This is a genomic window from Pedobacter sp. PACM 27299 (assembly GCF_001412655.1).
Classification (GTDB): domain Bacteria; phylum Bacteroidota; class Bacteroidia; order Sphingobacteriales; family Sphingobacteriaceae; genus Pedobacter.
In genome coordinates this window covers 4,441,856-4,460,384 of sequence record NZ_CP012996.1, presented here as the reverse complement: position 1 = coordinate 4,460,384, position 18,529 = coordinate 4,441,856, and the positions used below count along the sequence as shown (strand labels likewise).

The following is an 18,529-nucleotide window of genomic DNA, read 5'->3' as shown; positions in this document are numbered from 1 at the left end:
TTTAAATAAGCATCAATATCCCCGAAGGGATAGTTGCCTGAGTGTCAATTTGTGCCGTAGCTAGTAAAGCACCTTTTAACCCGTTCTGGTAATGAGCAGCGGCAGTTCCATTTACTGCCCAACCTCTTAATGCGGCTTCTGAAAGGAGTAATTCTGTTTCTGCATAAGTCATGATAAATATAGGGCCGCCAAGTTTCAGGTAAACGGATGTTCTAGGCCTTGAATATTTTCCCAAAGGAGCAAAATCGTTTTCTTTCCCTGTACCTCCAGGATAGCCTGAAGCATGCTGTATGTCGGTTGTTCCACCATTGAGGTCATATCCGTTGGGCATCCCATTTTGTAGTACTGGACTATTATTTCCAGCAAGATTTTGGTTGTTGTTATTGGCAAATCCTTCAGTAGGGATCTCTGCAATCACACCTAAACGGGGGTCATTTGTTTTTTTAAGCTGATCAATCAGGGTTTTGCTCCAGCGTACTTCCCGGTAATCGGAGAGGGTGCGCAAGGCAAGGGAAATCCCATTCTGACTGTTATAACTGGAAGCATCCATAGGGAGGAAAGCATTGTCGCTGATGTCCGTAAAAGTACCGCCTGCAGCGGCTTTTTCTGTCCATAATCTGGCTTTTTCCGGATCAACTTTACTGAGTCTCATCGCTGCACGAAGCATTAAACTGTATCCGAATTTACGCCATTTGATTAAGTCTCCTTTGTAAAATATATCAGCAGTAGGCTTAGGGAGGTCAGGATTGAGCTGTTTGATGGCAAGCTCAATATCAGTTAACATAGCGCTGTATATGTCTTCCTGGCGGTCATAAATCGGATATTTTAGGCCCAGACGTCCTTTTCCTGCATCCTTATAGGGGACATCACCATACATATCTGTAATTCTTTGCAAGATCAGCACAAACATAAGGTCGCCGATAGCCACTAGATTAGTATGTTGAACGGGATCCTTTTCATTAGCGAGTCTTTGCATTTCCCGAATACTGGAGGCTTCGGCGTAACCTTCCTCAAAAACTCGTCCCTGATAATCAGTGAAGTTGGCTACATTGATGTACTTATCTCCATTATTGTAATAATAATAAGTAGAGGCCAGGAGCTGCATCATGGTGCTGGGATAAAGCAATTGATAATATCCTTTATTTGCAAACCGAAGTTGTGCACCGGAAAGCAGGGAGTTGGGGTCGAAGTCTTCAGCCGTGGATTTGGTAGGGTCCGTATTGATTTTGTCCAATTCTGCCTTGCTGCAGCTAAAATGAATGCTGATTAAAAAAGCGAGCGAAAGGATATATTGCTTTTTCATTTCTTATTTTAGTTTAAAATTGAGGTTGATGCCAAAAGTTCTGGTTGCGGGTAAGGAAGCGCCTTCAATCCCTGCGTAGTTCAGACTGGAGGAGAATTCCGATTCTGGGTCTATGTTTTTCGTGTATTTGAGTAAAGTCCACAGGTTTCTGCCGATAAAGTCAATACTGATGTTTCGAAAAGGCGTATTTTTAATGCTGCGCTGAGGGAGGCTATAACCCAGTATCAACTGTCTGAACTTGATGAAACTCCCGTTTAACACGGAAAGCGCTGAGATGTTAGTCGCAAGCTGTGGGTAATAGTTGTAGGCGGGTACGTTAATCGTATTGATGTCGCCATCTTCCTGGACACCAGCTGCAATCACCCCGTTTTCTCTCCCAGTCAGGGTCGCTTTATTAAAGCCATTCACATAAGAATAGTTTTCTGTAGCGGATAAGATCTTTTGACCGAATTTAAAGTCTACCAGGAAAGATAGGATGAAGTTTCTATAGGAAAAACTGTTGGTAAAGCCGCCATAAATGTTGGGTAGGGTACTGCCCATAGGTTTTAATTCCCCACGTTTGGGGATGCCGTCAGTACCTATGATGATTGTTCCCTCAGGTGTTCGTTGATAGTCGTAAGCCATGATTTGAGTAATCGATTTCCCAACTACCATTGCCGTATTTGCATTCAGTGGACGGTAGGTACCAGTTAAAGAATATTGGCTGCTGCCGTCTATAGAAATCAGCATATTGTAAATATGACTAAAATTGAAAGCGGCTCTCCAGTTAAAATGTTCCGATTGGATGGGCACACCTTGAATATTTATTTCTGTACCAATATTTTGTGTTTTCCCTAGGTTTACATAAGCTGAAGTCCAGCCGGTAGTGACCGATTGTGCCGCGCTGACAATCTCATTATGGGTAGTTCTGTGAAACCAGGTAAGGTCTAAATCTAATCTGTTGTTAAAGAATCGAAGGTTTAATCCTGTTTCAAATTCATCTAAAGTAAAAGGCTTTAAACTGTAATTTGGCAGTGCTCTGAGGTAATTGCCGACAGGTATTCCATTGATGATGTTGTCTGTATTGTAATAAGTTTGGGTAATGTAAGGCTGTGCCGGCTCTCCACTAGTTTTGGCAAAGCTGGCCCTGATTTTTCCATAATTCAGAGATTTGGCATGCAGGAGGTCGGAGAAGATAAAACTCCCGGAAATGCCTGGAACAAAAATACCTCTGTTGTTACTGGGAAGGGTCGAGTAGACATCATATCTACCGGTAGTAGAGAGGTTAAATAGTTTCCTGTAGTTCAGGTCTAAGGTGTAATAGGCAGATTGAGTCACTATTTTTGCCTTCGAATAGCTATCTTCTTTAGTCACCAGATTCTCTGGCGTATAAAGATAGGGGATAATGAATTGGTTTCCCCGGGCATCGGAAAGTTCTCCTTTTCTATTGCGGTAATTGGCCCCAATGGAAATATCCAGATTAAGGTCTTTCAAAATATCTCTGTTGGCAGCCAGCAAAAGGTCGCTGTTCAGCTCCGAGATTTGCGTTCGTTTATAAGCGTTAAGTCCACCTTGCCCATTGATAGAGAAACCGGCCCCATAAGGGATGATGCTAATGATCCTGTCTTTACTGATGTCATAGCCAAATCTTCCTTGAAGATAGAGCCAATCGGTAAATTTATATTTGATAGAACTGGAACTGATCAAGCGGTGCCTTGTGCTCAAATCTTCCTGTTTATTGAGCATAAAATAAGGATTCGTCTTGTATTCATCATTGTTCCAGCTGGTTTCTCTTCCGGTAATGGGATCAAAACCAGGAGAAAGGGCGGCTTCGTTTACGGTGCTAGCAAGGCTGGCAATGCCATAATTTGGGTTCAATGTCCCATCACTCAGGTATGATCGGTTTTTGTTTTGCTCATAGATATAGTTCGCATTAAGTGTGAGACTGAGCTGCTTATTTATTTCGTAAGCCGTATATAGGTTGAGGGTTTTCCGATTGAGTTTCCCATTTTTCAAAAGTGCCTGATGGTCCAGATTAGAGGCGGAAAGTCTATACATGCTCTTTTCATTTCCTCTGCTGAAAGAGAGGGTATTGGTAAAGGCAGCTGCTTTTCGGTAAAAAGCCTGGATATTGTCTTTTACAGGACTGTAAGGATACGTTTTTCCATCGAATTGGAGGAAAGGAAGGCCATCTATTCGCTCCCCCCAACTGGAAGCACCTGAAGCAATGGCCGAAGATAGATTGCTTGGCCGACGGTTTTGTGTGCCTTGTCCGTACACATATTGAAAGTCTGTATTGTTGATCGGACTATCAAAAGAAAGATTCGTGTTGTATTCAATTTCAGTATCATTTTTTGATCCCCTTTTGATGGTAATGATGATCACGCCATTCGCGGCACGTGCACCATACAATGCCGAAGCGGCAGAACCTTTTAATACCGTAATAGTTTCTATGTCATCTGGATTGATATTACTGATGCCGTCACCATAATCTGCACCGCCATATTCAGTCGCACTACCTCGCTGGGTATTGTCTATCGGTACACCGTTGACTACAAATAATGGGCTTCCAGCATTCATACTGGCTGCTCCACGAAGCAGGATTTTAGCAGAGGATGAGGCTCCTCCAAATACACCATTAATATTGAGCCCTGATACCTGTCCTTCCAGTGCCAATATGGCGTTAGAAGTTCTGGCTTTACTGATGGACTCACCGGAAATAATGGAAATAGAATAACCGATCTTTCTTTCTTCTTTTTTGATGTCCAGCGCAGTAACCACGACTTCTTCCAGTTCATTTATTTTTGGCGACAAAGTGATCAGGAGCTCAGGATTTTCTTTTACCGGGACTGCTGTTTTTTGGTACCCTACCTGAGAAACTTGAAGAATAGATTTTTTAAAGACCGGGATGGTAAATTGCCCTTTGTTATTGGTCATGGCTGCATAATTGGTGCCTAATACCTTTACTGCAGTGCCAGCCAGAGCTTGTCCTGACTCATTGCGAACTTCTCCAGTAAGCATTCTAAGTTGGTTTTCCGCTTCGTTTCTGCGGATCACGATCAGTTGATTTGGCAGTAATTGATAGGTGTAATTGGATTGTGCTAAAATTTGATCGAGTACCTTTAAAATAGGAGCGTTTTTAACACTAATGCTGATTTTCTTGAGCGGTATTTTACGCTCACTAAATACAAAATGATAGGTTGTCTGCTGCTCAATTGCAGTGACCACTTTTTTGAAGTTTACGGATTTTAGCTCTAAACTGACCTGAGCAGGGGCGTCTTGTGCATGGCCATTAATAGCGATAGCCAATGGCAGAACAAAGACAAACCACCCTAATAATTTCATGCTCAATTTATATTTTTTTTGATCCCGACCTTATTCGTAAATCATTAGCGCCATTGATTTAGCGGATGGCCAGACGATACCCCGGTGGCCAAATTAGTAAATATAAACAGTTTTGTCTGCTATTTTATATTGAAAGAATTCAATCAATTGCAATGCTTTCAAAGCTTCATTTAAGGTTTCTTTTTCAAAAAGGCCAGTAAATTTAACATCCTTCAGCTTTTCATTTTTGAAGATGATGTTCATGCCATACCATCTGGATAGGGTATTGGCCAGTACTTCGAAAGGTTCTTCCTGAAAGATTAACTTATGGCTCAACCAGGAGGTTTCCATAAAAGCGGTAGCTGGATTTTCTCCGGCTTCCAGTAAATTTAAAGCACTGATATGATAGGCAAGCGTATCTGCTTCAGCACTGCGCTTATTATGAAGATTAAACTTTTCTGATGGCTTCAGAAGGATCTGCCCTTTTTTGTCTTTTAATTGAATTTGAACAGCGCCAGTAATGAGGCTGGTGCTGTACTCACGATCGTTTTTATAAGCTTTAATATCAAAAGAAGTACCAAGTACCTTAATGCTCATTTTGTCGGTATGAATCACAAAAGGATGTTGCGCATCTTTCTTTACTTCAAAAAATGCTTCACCACTCAGGTATACTTCTCTGCTGGTTCCGGTAAATTTCGCAGGGTATTTGAGTTGACTTTCAGCGTTTAAAGTAACCGTAGTGCCGTCAGCAAGTACGAGTTTTTCTGTCAGACGGCTGGGAGTGTTTAATGTTTTCCAATCCAGCGCCAGCAAAGCCGTATCAGGTTTGCTTTTGGTAAAAAACTGATAAGCAGCAAAGGAACAAATACCGATGACTAAAATCGCTGCAATGCGATACCAGGTTCCTGTTTTCAGCAGGGGCAGCTGCGCTGTTTTTCCGTATGATACAGGTTCAGGTATTTCTATTTTTCCTTTGATCTTTTCAAAAAGACGAGCCATTTCTGGTTGGACAATTGCCTCTTCAGCTTCAAAATAATGGTTTAATGATTTATATTCCTGCTGATAAGCGGCATTATTTTCCATCATGGACACAAATTCTTTATGTTCCTCCATGGAAATTTCATCCGAGAGCTTCTTACTCAGCAATTCTGTAAATCTTTGATCGTTCATTTTCTTTTAGCGTGTTATTAATAAGGTTCCCATATTTCTTAAAATTGCCTACAAAAGATTAAAATATAGTTTGTTAGTCCTAAAATCATCATCAAACCGAACGCATGATCTGAAAGATTGCTTTGGCGATCGATCTCCCGGTATGCGCTAAGCACCACCCTAAGTTTTGCAGTTGCCCTAAAAAGCTGAGTCTGCACTGTTCTCGGAGAAATTTCCAGGATTTCAGCAACTTCCTTATATTTCATTCCATTCTCCTTGATCAGCTTAAAAATCAATCTGGCCTGTGGTGGCAGCGTATCAATAGCCTGATCTAATTTCAGTTGTAATTCTTTTCTTTCCAACTCCTTTTGGGGATTATTGTCAGCTACATATAACTGCTCATGATGATCTTCTATTTCTACCAGCTGAATTTGCTGGTGCTTTCTGAGGTATTTTAAACTCTGGTTTCTGATTGCCACAAACAAATACGTTTCAGGATTGAGCACATGAAGATTGACCTTCCTGTTTTCCCAGCATTTCACAAATACCTCAGAAACGATTTCTTCTGCCACCTCCTTGCTCGAAACATAATAGATGGAGAACCGAAGTAACCTGCTGCCAAGTAAATGGTATAAAGCCTCGAAAGATGTGATGTCATCTTCGGTACAAATCTTTGTCCACAGACCGGATAAGTCAGGCTTTACGATTTTCAAGGGTTTTTGGTTAGCTGGATTTAAGCCTGCAAGATAGGGATTAAAAAGAATCTTAAAAAAAAATGAATCCCTTGTAGGCAATTTATAAATGAAATGGGTCTTTACCCATATCGACTTTATCATCATAATGATAAAACGGTATAGCTAACCAAATAAAAAACTTAACCGTATCAATGGAAATGAGAAAACCATTACAACTGACGTGTTTATTACTTTACGCTTCTGCAAATCTATTTGCAGCTGTAAAGACCGACAAATTTGGGGCAATTCCTGCCCTCAGACCCCTTTCTTTAGGGCTCAGCAAACCTTATTTTCTGGAAACTATCAAAGGAACTGTAAAAGATGACAAAGGTGGGACGCTACCTGGTGTGTCTGTCAAAGTGAAAAGTTCTGGGCAGACGACTCAAACTAATGCCAGCGGACAATACAGTATTACTGCTAAAGCTGGTGATGTGCTCGTGTTTTCTTATATAGGCTACCAGAGTAAAGAAGTATCTGTTTCCTCGCAAGGTACCGTTGATATGGTCCTGGTTGAAGATGCTCAAAATCTGGAAGGAGTAGTTGTGACCGCTTTAGGGATCAAGAAATCTACGAAATCCTTAACTTATAATGTACAGACTTTAAACTCTAAAGATGTAAATGAGGTTAAAGATCCAAGTTTTGTGAACAGTTTAACGGGTAAAGTGTCCGGGTTAACTTTAACCCACTCTTCCGCACCTGGAGGATCAACCAAAGCAGTGCTCCGTGGAAATAAATCGATCAGCGGAAATAACAATGCGCTGTATGTGGTTGATGGAGTACCCTTGCCAAATTTAAGTGGAACAGGGACGACTGATGGTTTTCAAATCAGTGATGCCGGCGATGGGATCTCTAATTTAAACCCGGAAGATATCGAAGAAGTGAGTGTATTGAGTGGGGCTTCAGCTTCTGCACTTTACGGTGGACAAGCTTCAAATGGGGTGATTCTGATCACTACCAAAAAAGGTAAAGCAGGTAAAACGGTAGTGAATTTCAATTCCAGCACGACTTTTGATAATCCCTTTATTTTGCCTAAAACACAAAATACCTATGGCGCACCGGCACCTGTAGGGGAAAGTAAAACAACACCATATAATGGATGGGGTGCTAAAGCTGCAACGCCAGGAAGTTATAGTCCAAACGATTTCTTCCAAACTGGTAAAACTTTTACCAATGCGCTTTCCATTTCCGGAGGTACGGAGAAAAACCAGAGTTTATTCTCGGCTGCTTCCACCAATGCGGAAGGTATTATCCCAAATAATAAACTGGATCGTTACAACTTCTCCTTTAGAAATACCTCTTCTTATTTTGACAATAAGCTGAACCTGGATGCCAGAGCAGAATACATCTACCAGAAAACGCAGAACATGCCAGGACAAGGACAATATTATAATCCTTTGACCTCCGTTTATCTGTTTCCTGGTGCTTCGGAAAATTTCGATAACGTGAAAAATTATGAAGTATTCGATCCTATCCGTAAGATTGATACTCAAAATTGGGCTTATGGCGATGCAGGTATCAATTTGCAAAACCCTTATTGGATTAGCAACCGCAACCTATTCCAGGTGCAAAGGGCCAGAGTGGTAGGTTCCTTTACGGCTAAATATAACTTTACAGACTACCTGAATTTACAAGGCCGTGTGAGAATGGATAGAAGTACAGATCAGGGAGAAACTAAAATCTATGCCACTACCTTAGCTAATTTATCAGGAAATAGCCCAAATGGTAATTACACTAGCCTGGACAATTTAAACAGTCAGACTTATGCGGATTTACTCTTGAACTTCAACAAGACTTTCGGTGAATTCAGCTTGAATGCGACCGCGGGTGCCAGTTTACAGAACCTAACTGTTAAAGGCTTAACCATAGGCGGTCCATTGGATCCTTATAAAGTACCTAACTTTTTTAGTTTGCTAAATGTAACTCAGGCGAACCTAAAGCCTGTGCCGAATGCTTATCGCGAGCAAAATCAAGCAGCATTTCTGACCGCTACTTTAGGGTATAAAAATTACCTGTTTTTGGATTTAACCGGGCGTAACGACTGGAACTCCACTTTGCCAAAACCTTTCTTTTATCCTTCAGTAGGTTTAAGTGCAGTGGTTAGTGAGATGGCCAGTCTGCCTGAATTTATCTCTTTTGCAAAGCTAAGGTTATCTTATGCAGAAGTAGGAAATGCCATTCCTCAGGCCTATGCCTATGCAACAAATCCTACTTACCCCATCACAGGTGGTGCCATCGTTCCTTTCACTGGAAAACCATTCAGTACCCTGAAACCAGAACGTAGTAAATCTTTTGAGATTGGAACAGATTTGCGCTTTATGGACAATAAGTTGAGTCTGAATGCAACATATTATAAAACTCATACGGTGAACCAGTTTTTCAGAGTTACCGTTTCTGAAACGGTAGGTTATAAAACTTACGATCTGAATGCTGGTGATGTACAGAATCAAGGTTTAGAAATGAGTTTAGGCTATCGTGCCCAATTTGGGGAACTGAGCTGGACACCAAATATTAACTTCTCTTTCAATAGGAACAAAATTATTGATCTATACAGCTATAATGACCCGGCAACCGGTCAGTTTATCGATGTCAAACAGATCCAGTTGGGTGGTTCTTCAGTGATCAGAAAAGGCGGTGCCTATGGGGAAATTCAAGTAAAAGACTTCCTGAAAGATGCAAATGGTGCACTAGTGCTGGATGATAAGGGTTTACCTCAATATTCCAATAACTTAATTACTGCGGGTAATGTAAACCCTAGATATATGTTGAGTATGAACAACGGTTTTAAGTATAAAAACTTTAATCTGAATTTCTTAGTCGACAGCAGAATTGGCGGGCAAGTAATCTCTAACACAGAGAAAACACTGGATAAATTCGGAATGTCTCAAAGAACTGCGGATAGCCGTGATGCGGGTGGGATCATGGCCAATGGCGTAAATGCAACTCAGGATTATTATGGCAGAATTTCTTCAGAACTGACGCCTTACGTATATAGTGCAACAAACGTTCGTCTGCGTGAGCTTTCTTTCGGCTATACTTTCCCTGCACAAGTATTTAACAATAAAATACAAAAGATTCAGCTGTCTGTGATCGGAAGAAACCTATGGATGATTTACAAGAAAGCACCGTTTGATCCGGATGTCATCACCCTAACCGGAAACGCTTACCAAGGCTTTGATGATTTCGCAATGCCAAGTTTAAGAAGCATTGGTTTCAACGTTAATTTCACATTTTAAGCACCAAGATTCATTATATATATGAAAACCTTAATCAAAAAAACCGGGCTTGGCGCCTTAGTTGCGTTATCGCTTGTCATGACTCAAAGCTCTTGTACAAAAGACTATGATGTATACAATACCAATCCAAACGGATTAACAGAAGAAGATTTGCAGAAAGACAATATTTCGGCGGGTATATTCCTTCCTGAAATGCAAGTGAATGTTTTCTATTGTAAAACCAATGACGATTACATTTATCAGCTTCAGCAAAACTTAAATGCCGATATTTTCTCTGGTTACTTTGCCCCTCCGGGTGATTTCGGTGGGCCAAATAACTCTACCTATGCCTTAAAAACAGGATGGAACCTTTGGCCATTCAAAGTCGGTTACAGTGGCATTATGAACAGCTGGAGAGAAGTTCATAAACGTGCGACCGCCAATCCTCAATATATTGCCATTGCTGATATTCTAAGAGTAGAGGGGATGCACCGTGTCACAGATGTTTATGGCCCAATCCCTTATACCAAATTTGGAACAGGGGTGTTGAGTACCCCTTATGATGATCAGAAAACCGTATACACCGCTTTTTTTGCGGAATTGGATGCTGCGATTAAAGTGCTTTCTGATTTTATGGTTAAAAATCCAACAGATAACTCCTTAGCTCGCTTTGACCTGGTATATGATGGAAATATTAAACAATGGCTCAAATTTGCGAACTCGCTGAAACTACGTCTGGCAATTCGCATCTCGTATGCAGATCCAGCTTTAGCGAGAACTAAGGCAGAAGAAGCAGTGAATAATCCCAATGGTCTGCTGTTAACCAATGCCGATAATGCCCTGGTGATTGCCGGTAAAGGTGTGCCTACCAGAAATGGACTGTGGGTGGATGATATCTCTTATAAAGATACGCGTATGAATGCCTCTGCTGAATCTATCTTAAAAGGTTTTTCAGACCCTCGATTGAGTAAATATTTTAACCTTTCTACCGTTGTTCCAGGTGATTATAAAGGGGTTCGTAACGGTATTTCTTTTAGTGGTAAACCAGATGGTTACGTGAATTCATCTTCCTCCAGTTTAAAAGAAAGTACCCCGGTTCAATATATGTGCGCTGCGGAGGTATCTTTCCTTCGTGCTGAAGGTGCATTAAAAGGATGGAACATGGGCGGTACCGCGCAGTCTTTCTATGCAGAAGGGGTGAAGCTTTCCTTCGAGCAGGTAAATGCGAGTGGACTGGATGTTTACCTGGCTAATAATACAGGCACTCAAGCCCCATATACTGACCCAATTAATGCTGCGAATAACATACCTGCTAATTCTCCTTTATTGAGCAAAACTACTGTGAAATGGGATGAAGCTGCAAGTGCAGAGCAGAAGTTAGAACGCATCATCACGCAGAAATGGATCGCTATTTTTCCTGATGGAATGGAGGCATGGTCGGAATACAGACGTACAGGATATCCAAAAATCTTCCCTGTACTGAATAACCAGAGTGGTGGAACGATCGATACCGACAAACAAATCCGCAGGTTGCCTTTCTCTGATGATGAGTATAAAAACAACACAGAAGAAGTAACTAAAGCCATTTCATTGCTTGGTGGCCCTGATAACGGCGGTACAAAGCTATGGTGGGATAAGAAAAACTAAGTTTTTTGTCTTGCAGCAGCAATATCTGATCTGTATAAACGGTCTCAGCTGCTGCTGCAGGACAAATATTTGTAACTTCGGCGCCAATATTCACTATATACTAAGAATTGATGAAGCGTAAATACCTTTTATTTCTGGGCATCCTGCTTTCTGTGGGGCAGGGTTTTGCTCAAAACGGACTCACCAAATACGTAGATCCACATATTGGCTCTGCGGCTCATGGCCACGTATTCGTTGGCGCTAACGTCCCTTTTGGGGCTGTTCAGCTGGGGCCGACTAATGTTTTCGGCGGCTGGGACTGGTGCAGTGGTTACAATTATGCCAGTAATACCATTATTGGATTCTCTCATACCCATTTAAGTGGTACTGGAATCGGCGACCTGAATGATATTCTGGTAATGCCGGCAACAGGTCCATCACAACAAAATTATGTGTCCACTTTCTCTCATGATCATGAGGAGGCTAAAGCAGGATATTACAGTGTCATGCTGGATAAATACAAAATTAAAGCTGAATTGACCAGTTCTGAAAGGGTAGGCTTTCACCAATATACCTTTGACAAGGTTCAGGATCAGCCACATGTGATGATCGACCTGAAAGCAGGTGTAGGATGGGATGTTCCAGTAGAAACTTATGTCAAACAATTAGATGCCACAACGCTGGTAGGTTACCGTTTTTCTAAAGGATGGGCCAATGACCAACGCCTGTATTTTGCCGTAAAAATCTCTCAGCCACTGAGCCGCTTAGCGCTGTCTGATAGCAGCAGCATGTCAAAAAATGACAAAGAATTGAAAGGTAAAGGAGTAAAAGCGGTATTACATTTCAGTGCCATTAACCAGGCGGTATTGAAACTTAAAGTCGGACTTTCTCCAGTGAGTTACGAAAATGCGCTGGCCAATATCACTGCCGAAATTCCAGGCTGGGATTTTGACAAGATACATCAGCAAGCCGATCACAAATGGGAAAATGAACTTTCTAAATTGAAGATCAATGCCGATGAAGAAACTAAAAAGACTTTCTATACCGCATTATATCATACGATGATCGCACCATCCATCTTCGATGATGTGAATGGCGATTATAGAGGAACCGATAAAAAGGTGTACCATAAACCTGGATTCACCAACTATACCACTTTTTCATTGTGGGATACTTACCGTGCTTACCATCCTTTATTTACCATATTACATCAGGATAAAGTATCCGATGTAGTGAATTCATTTCTGGCAATTTACCAGCAGCAAGGAAAACTTCCGGTATGGCACCTGATGGGAAATGAAACCAATACAATGATCGGTTACCATGCGGTTCCAATTATTGTGGACGCTTACTTAAAAGGTTTTAAAGGCTTTGATGTGAACCTGGCTTATGAAGCGATCAAGCATTCTGCGATGCAGAAAGTGGAAGGGATTGAGTACCCTGCAAAACTGGAGTATATTCCTTCAGACCGGGTGATTGAATCTGTGGCTAAAGGATTGGAATATGCAATCGACGATTGGTGTATTGCCCAGATGGCAAAAGCAATGGGTAAAGAGGCAGATTACAAATACTTCTCTGAGCGCGCAAAATTGTACAGCAAGTACTTCGATACCAAGACTAATTTTATGCGTGGTAAACTAGAAAACGGACAATGGCGTACACCGTTTAATCCGGTTTCTTCGAAACACCGTGAGGATGATTATACCGAAGGAAACGGCTGGCAATATACCTGGTTGGTTCCTCAGGATCCTGAAGGACTGATCGCTTTATTTGGTGGCGACAAACCTTTTTCTAAAAAATTAGATACTTTATTTAGCATGAGCTCAGAGATGGGGGAGGGAAGTTCACCTGATATTACCGGATTAATCGGTCAATATGCACAAGGAAATGAACCGAATCACCATATCCCTTATCTATATGCTTTTGTTGGTCAGCCATGGAAAACTGCCGACCGTGTGCGTCAGATCACTGATTCTTTGTATACCAATAAGCCTGATGGTCTTTGCGGCAATGAAGATTTAGGTCAGATGTCTGCCTGGTATGTGTTTTCTGCAATGGGCTTCTATCCGGTTAATCCAGCAAATGGAATGTATGTATTCGGTTCTCCGACAGTAAACGAGGCGGTCATTACTTTGCCAGGAAACAAGAAGTTTCAAATGAAAACGGTGAACAACAGCAAGACAAACAAGTATATCCAAAAGGCCATGTTAAATGGCAAACCTTATAAGAAGTCATATCTATTACACAAGGACCTGGTTGCAGGTGGTACGTTGATCCTATATATGGGCAGCAAACCATCCAGTACCTGGGGTGTAAACCCAGCAGACCGTCCTAAATCGATCACCTTAAAATAAAATGCAATGTAACTAACCTATAATTTAACCCTATTAAACCAATGGTAATGAAAAATTTGAAAATGTGTTTAATTGTTGTGGCCGGAGCTTGCTTCGGTGTGGCTTGTAAGAAGTCGGGCGAGTCAAGAGGGATCCTGGCAACAGGAAGTTTAATCGATTACAAAAATAGTTCGCATCAGCTGTCAGTTGGCTATTACCGAACCTGGCGCGATAGCGTGACGGCAACAGGAAATACGACCAGTATGCGCCGATTGCCAGATAGTCTGGACATGGTCATGGTTTTTCCTGATTATACACCGCCTGAAAATGCTTACTGGAACGTATTGAAAACTAATTATGTCCCTTATTTACACAACAAAGGCACCAAAGTAATCATTACCATTGGGGATTTAGGAAGTGCAACCACTACGGGCGCACAGGATTCTACAGGTTATGCCTTATGGGCAAAATCAATAAATGATAAATGGGTGGTAGAATACAACCTGGATGGGATAGATATTGACGTTGAAAGTAACCCTACAGGGACAACGTTAACCAAAAAGGTGGCGGCAACGAAAGCGCTATCTAAGTATTTCGGACCAAAATCCGGAACCGGTAAAAAGTTCATTTATGATACCAATCAAAACCCGACCAGCTTCTTTACACAGAGCTATAAATGTTTTGACTATACGTTTTTACAAGCTTATGGCAGGAGTACAGCAAACTTAACGAGTACTTTCAATTTGTATGCTGCTTACATAACTCCTGATAAGTTCCTTCCAGGCTTTTCTTTCTACGAGGAGAATGGTTCAAATTGGGGAGACGTAGTTTTTCCGGATCCTACTTTCCAAAGCCGGTGTTATAAATATGCAGCCTGGCAGCCTTCACAAGGTATAAAAGGAGGGGTATTCTCTTACGCGATAGACCGCGACATTCCTTACATCACCAATAGTATTGTGGCGCCGGATTATGCAATTACAAAACGCATGATTAAATTGATGAATCCTTAATTAAAGGTCTCCAATAAAAACACCCTGCAACCTTTAGGCTGCAGGGTGTTTTTTTAAAAGATTACTGCTATTTTTTTATTCGGTATCGTCTTCCGTTTCTTCGAGTTTTGCGTCTTTGTTTCTTTTGAGTGCAACTTTAGGTTTATCCTGAGTTCCGGTAATGCTCAATGGAATGCCGATCAATCCGAAAGGAGGAAGACCGAGCCTGCCGCTTAAGTTTAAGCGCCCATCAAAGCTCACCTGGCCCTCAAAACGTGGTCTGAAGCCCGCAACACGCATCTTAAACCTCTCAATGGTAATGATGTTGTTGTTAATAGTGCTTTTGATATTGATCTCAGAAAGATCCGGATTGCTCAAACTATCCCTTTTGGTCGCTTTTCCTATCGCATTCATCAGCTTAAATCCACTCATGCTGATTTTCTTTACCGAGAGGAGACCTGCGCCTTTTAAAGAAGGGAAGACAGGGAACATGTCCTGATTCAGTTTACCCGAAAGCTGGTAGTCCAGGCCAATCACTCCTTTCATTTTCCCGGCAGAAGTAGCCATTTCCCGGAATAATTTGATCTCTTTATAAGCTTTCGCAATATCGAATTCTTTGGCCGTCAGGTGATAATCGAATGTTGCCGATTTTGGACTTAAGCTTTTATAAGTCGCATCCATCACTACCGGCGCATCAATCAGGTTGAAGCTGGCCTGTTTTAATGACATCACACCGTTATTGAGCGCCAATGTGCCTTTTGCATCTTTAATTTTAAGGTCGTTGTAATAAACGGTACCTGCATTTGCAAGGAGCTCCACATCCAGATTGCCAGGGATGATGATCACCCCGTTACTCGGCATAGCTTTGCCTGATGCCTCCACCGGAACGCCATTATAGGCCATAAACTCGTCGGCATATAAAGCCTTCGTATCCATGCTAAAGTTTCCGGTTAGTTTTGCTTTATCAGACAATACATAATTGATGATATTGCCCAGATGGCCTTTCATGCTGATATTGGATCGACCATAACTGGCCTGAAAGTTTTCAAACTTCATCTTATCCTGCGCAAAAGAGAAGACACCATTTCGGATCAGGAACGTTTTTGGAAACAGATCGGATTCCAGGTTTAAGGATTTGATCACCACACGCCCATGGTTATTCAATTTATGGTAACGTCCGTTCATGGCGTCACTTTGTAATCCGTTAAAAGAAACATTGCTGAAAATAGAACCTTTTATCTGGTATCCTTTTACAGCAAATAACTGGTACATTTTCCCGATGTCAATGGTTCCCTTTGAGCTGATATGGTAAGCCACATTTTCAAAATTCTTCACATCTGCTTTCAGCATGAAGGGCTGTCCAGCCATTTGAAATGAAATCGGTTTGATATTTAATTGAGTGCCTTTTAGTTTACCATCCTTATTGACCAATGCGGCATCAATTACGATTTTCTCTAAAGGCTGATCCAAATGCGCAGTTTTAATCCTCCCGTTAGCCAGTTGAATCGAAGCAGTAGTGACCGGGAATAGTTTTTTAAGCTTATTGTAGCCTCCTTTACTTTGCAGATCTACATGAAGTTCTCCGTTCAATTCTAAATCTTTTAAAGGGTAGAAATTCTTGATTTCTGCAAAATTGACCATAGATTGGAGCTGCACATCCACCGGCATGTTTTCTGCGGTTTGCAGTTTTGCCGATCCACGAATATAGCTGCTCAAAGCCTGAATGTCGATATTACTGATTTCAATCTTCGTATTTTTGTAGTTTCCGTCAGGATTCTGGCCATTGATACTGAAATTAATCTTATCGATTGCTGCGGGTAAAGAAGCGAATTTAAAATAGCCGTTGGTTACTTTAGAAAACAGGCGAAATTTAGGGATGCTGGCAATTACAGTATCTACTTTTCTGATACCACTTCTTACTACTTTTTTGCTGTATTTTCCATCTGCATGTAAATCGATATCATAATGACCTCTGATCAGGTCTACACTGAAAATCTTGCCCCATTTTTCAAGATCAATGGAGGCGCGGGTTTTAATGTAGATCTCAGGGCTTACCAGGCCGTTTAACTTGACCACAGAACTCAAATGGTCTTTACCCATATTAAAATACAGGCTGTCCATATTGATGCTGAGGCTGTCCATGTTTAAACTTGGTAACTTCGTCTGCAGATTCAGGTATAATTTACTGATGGATTCCGGAGCTTTAGGGTTAGAAATTTCACCGTCTCGGATTTTCATATTGAAAGTTGCCGTAGGCATAGTGTTGCTTTTCGCCAGGTACTTACCGATTAAAGAAGCTTCAATTTCTGCATAACCCTTGATGTTTGTTTTTTCTACCCGGCTGGCTACCTCTGGAGGCAAGGCCGAAAAGATATTGTGCAGATCCGTTTCTTTTGCTTTCGTTTTGAAATTGATGTCGTAGCCATCTTTAATAAAAGAGAAACGGCCAACAAAATGAATAGGTAAAGAGTTGATTTGTAAATCATTTTCATCAAACATCAAATCCAGTGAATTGGTGTTGATCTTAGTCAGCAATTTGGCATTGATTTTTTTACCCAGTAGGTAAGGAGAACCCGCATATACCACATCCAGGCTGTCTATATTGGCCTGACTTTTCAGGTCAAAGATCGCCTTGCTAAAATCGCCTTGTCCGGAATAGTTTAAACCTTTGGCGCTGATCAGCATGGGTACCGATTGGTCATTATAAGTCAGGTTACTTTTTTTGATAAAGATCCCCTCGATTTTAATGGCGGTATTGCTATTTTCCGGTGCTTTTTGCGTGCTATCCGGCTTGCTTTCATACACATTGTAATTGGCATTTCCTTTTTCATCTACTTTCACATGGATATCGGCTTCATTAATAAAAACCTGATCAATTTTAATCTGATCTGAAAATACCGTACTCAGATCCACTCTGAAGGCAAGTTCCTTAGTGTGCAACAAGGTATCCTGTTGAAATGGTGCTGAGCCTTTTAAGGTGAAATTCTGCAGACTTAAAGTTAAGGAAGGGAAGTGCCTGAAGAAGGATAAACTACTGTCTTCAAAATGGACTTCTCCTTTTATATTCCCATTCACCCATTTTTCCACGGTTTTGGAAATGGTTTTGGGCATCAGGTAAGGGACAATAAATAAGAGCAATACGATAGCGGAGAGGGTGATCCCCGTAATTTTAAGAACTTTTTTCAAACTTGTGTGTATATTAAGGTATTAAGCGGCAAAGGTAATTCTTTATGGCTTAAAAACATATCGGTAAATTGGATGTATTTAAGTGTAGATGGGGGAAATTCAAGAGAGAAAATCGGCTGGAGAATGGGATTCCCCAAAAAAAAGCCGAATATTGTATTTGTAACGGGCATGCTATGATGCCTGAAAATTTAAAGATAAGATTATGAGTGAAGCAGTAAATGGTGCAACCCCAGAGCTTTCTACCGAGGTAGCGGATGAGATCCTAAAGCTTTCAGAAATTGGAAATGAATATATTGATGAGGATGATTTTGATAGTGCTATCGGCGCATGGGAAGAAGCATTGGCTTTAATTCCTGAGCCTCAAAATGAATATATCCAAAGTGTTTGGTTGAATGCTTCTATAGGAGATGCTTATTTTCTTCAGGATGATTTCAAAAAAGCATTGCGCTTTTTCGAAATTGCGAAAAGCAATACCAAAGAAGATGTAAATGGCAACCCTTTTATCATGCTGCGTTTAGGAGAATGTTACTTGGAGCAAGGCGATAAAGAAAAAACGAAAGACTATCTTTTAAAAGCTTATTTACTAGAACCAGACGGTATCTTCTATGGTGAAGAAGACAAATATTTTGACTTCTTAAAAGCCAATGTAGAGTTAAAAGCACAAGGCTAGAGTTCTTCTGGCAAATTATAAATA

General features: G+C 41.1%; 10 protein-coding genes. 5 read left to right on the top strand and 5 right to left on the bottom strand.

Annotated elements, in window-relative coordinates; genetic code table 11:
- Position 1: 1 nt before the first annotated feature.
- The 4 genes from AQ505_RS18825 to AQ505_RS18810 form a co-directional block, all read right to left on the bottom strand.
- A complete protein-coding gene (locus tag AQ505_RS18825; RefSeq protein ID WP_197286227.1) occupies positions 2–1,303 on the bottom strand; it encodes a SusD/RagB family nutrient-binding outer membrane lipoprotein in 1,302 nt (433 codons plus the stop codon).
- Positions 1,304–1,306: 3 nt separating this feature from the next.
- Complete coding sequence (locus AQ505_RS18820; protein ID WP_062549595.1) at positions 1,307–4,627, bottom strand: SusC/RagA family TonB-linked outer membrane protein; 3,321 nt, start codon at positions 4,625–4,627, stop codon at positions 1,307–1,309.
- 93 nt (positions 4,628–4,720) lie between these two features.
- Positions 4,721–5,776 (bottom strand): FecR family protein, encoded by a 1,056-nt coding sequence (locus tag AQ505_RS18815; protein WP_062549594.1) that lies wholly within the window; start codon positions 5,774–5,776, stop codon positions 4,721–4,723.
- 38 nt (positions 5,777–5,814) lie between these two features.
- Positions 5,815–6,468: an RNA polymerase sigma-70 factor gene (locus AQ505_RS18810; RefSeq protein ID WP_197286226.1), complete on the bottom strand. Its 654-nt coding sequence runs from the start codon at positions 6,466–6,468 to the stop codon at positions 5,815–5,817.
- Between the two features lie 173 nt (positions 6,469–6,641).
- Here AQ505_RS18810 and AQ505_RS18805 point away from each other — a divergent pair, with 173 nt between their 5' ends.
- From AQ505_RS18805 to AQ505_RS18790, 4 genes are all read left to right on the top strand, one after another.
- Entirely contained in the window at positions 6,642–9,722 is a 3,081-nt protein-coding gene (locus tag AQ505_RS18805; RefSeq protein ID WP_062549592.1) for a SusC/RagA family TonB-linked outer membrane protein, read from the top strand.
- 21 nt (positions 9,723–9,743) lie between these two features.
- Positions 9,744–11,348 carry a RagB/SusD family nutrient uptake outer membrane protein gene (locus AQ505_RS18800; protein ID WP_082461627.1) on the top strand — a complete coding sequence of 535 codons (1,605 nt, stop codon included), beginning with the start codon at positions 9,744–9,746 and terminating at the stop codon, positions 11,346–11,348.
- Positions 11,349–11,458: 110 nt separating this feature from the next.
- The gene (locus AQ505_RS18795; protein WP_082461873.1) at positions 11,459–13,681 is read left to right on the top strand and encodes a GH92 family glycosyl hydrolase; all 2,223 of its coding nucleotides are present in this window, start codon (positions 11,459–11,461) and stop codon (positions 13,679–13,681) included.
- Positions 13,682–13,728: 47 nt separating this feature from the next.
- Positions 13,729–14,670 (top strand): EndoS/ChiA family endoglycosidase, encoded by a 942-nt coding sequence (locus AQ505_RS18790; protein ID WP_062549591.1) that lies wholly within the window; start codon positions 13,729–13,731, stop codon positions 14,668–14,670.
- A 75-nt stretch (positions 14,671–14,745) separates the two neighbouring features.
- On the opposite strand, the gene AQ505_RS18785 is transcribed toward AQ505_RS18790, so the two are convergent.
- Positions 14,746–17,835, bottom strand: coding sequence for an AsmA family protein (locus AQ505_RS18785; protein WP_062549590.1), 3,090 nt, complete (start codon positions 17,833–17,835; stop codon positions 14,746–14,748).
- A 202-nt stretch (positions 17,836–18,037) separates the two neighbouring features.
- Here AQ505_RS18785 and AQ505_RS18780 point away from each other — a divergent pair, with 202 nt between their 5' ends.
- Positions 18,038–18,505, top strand: a complete 468-nt coding sequence (locus AQ505_RS18780) for a tetratricopeptide repeat protein (RefSeq protein WP_062549589.1) — start codon at positions 18,038–18,040, stop codon at positions 18,503–18,505.
- The last annotated feature ends 24 nt before the right edge of the window (positions 18,506–18,529 follow it).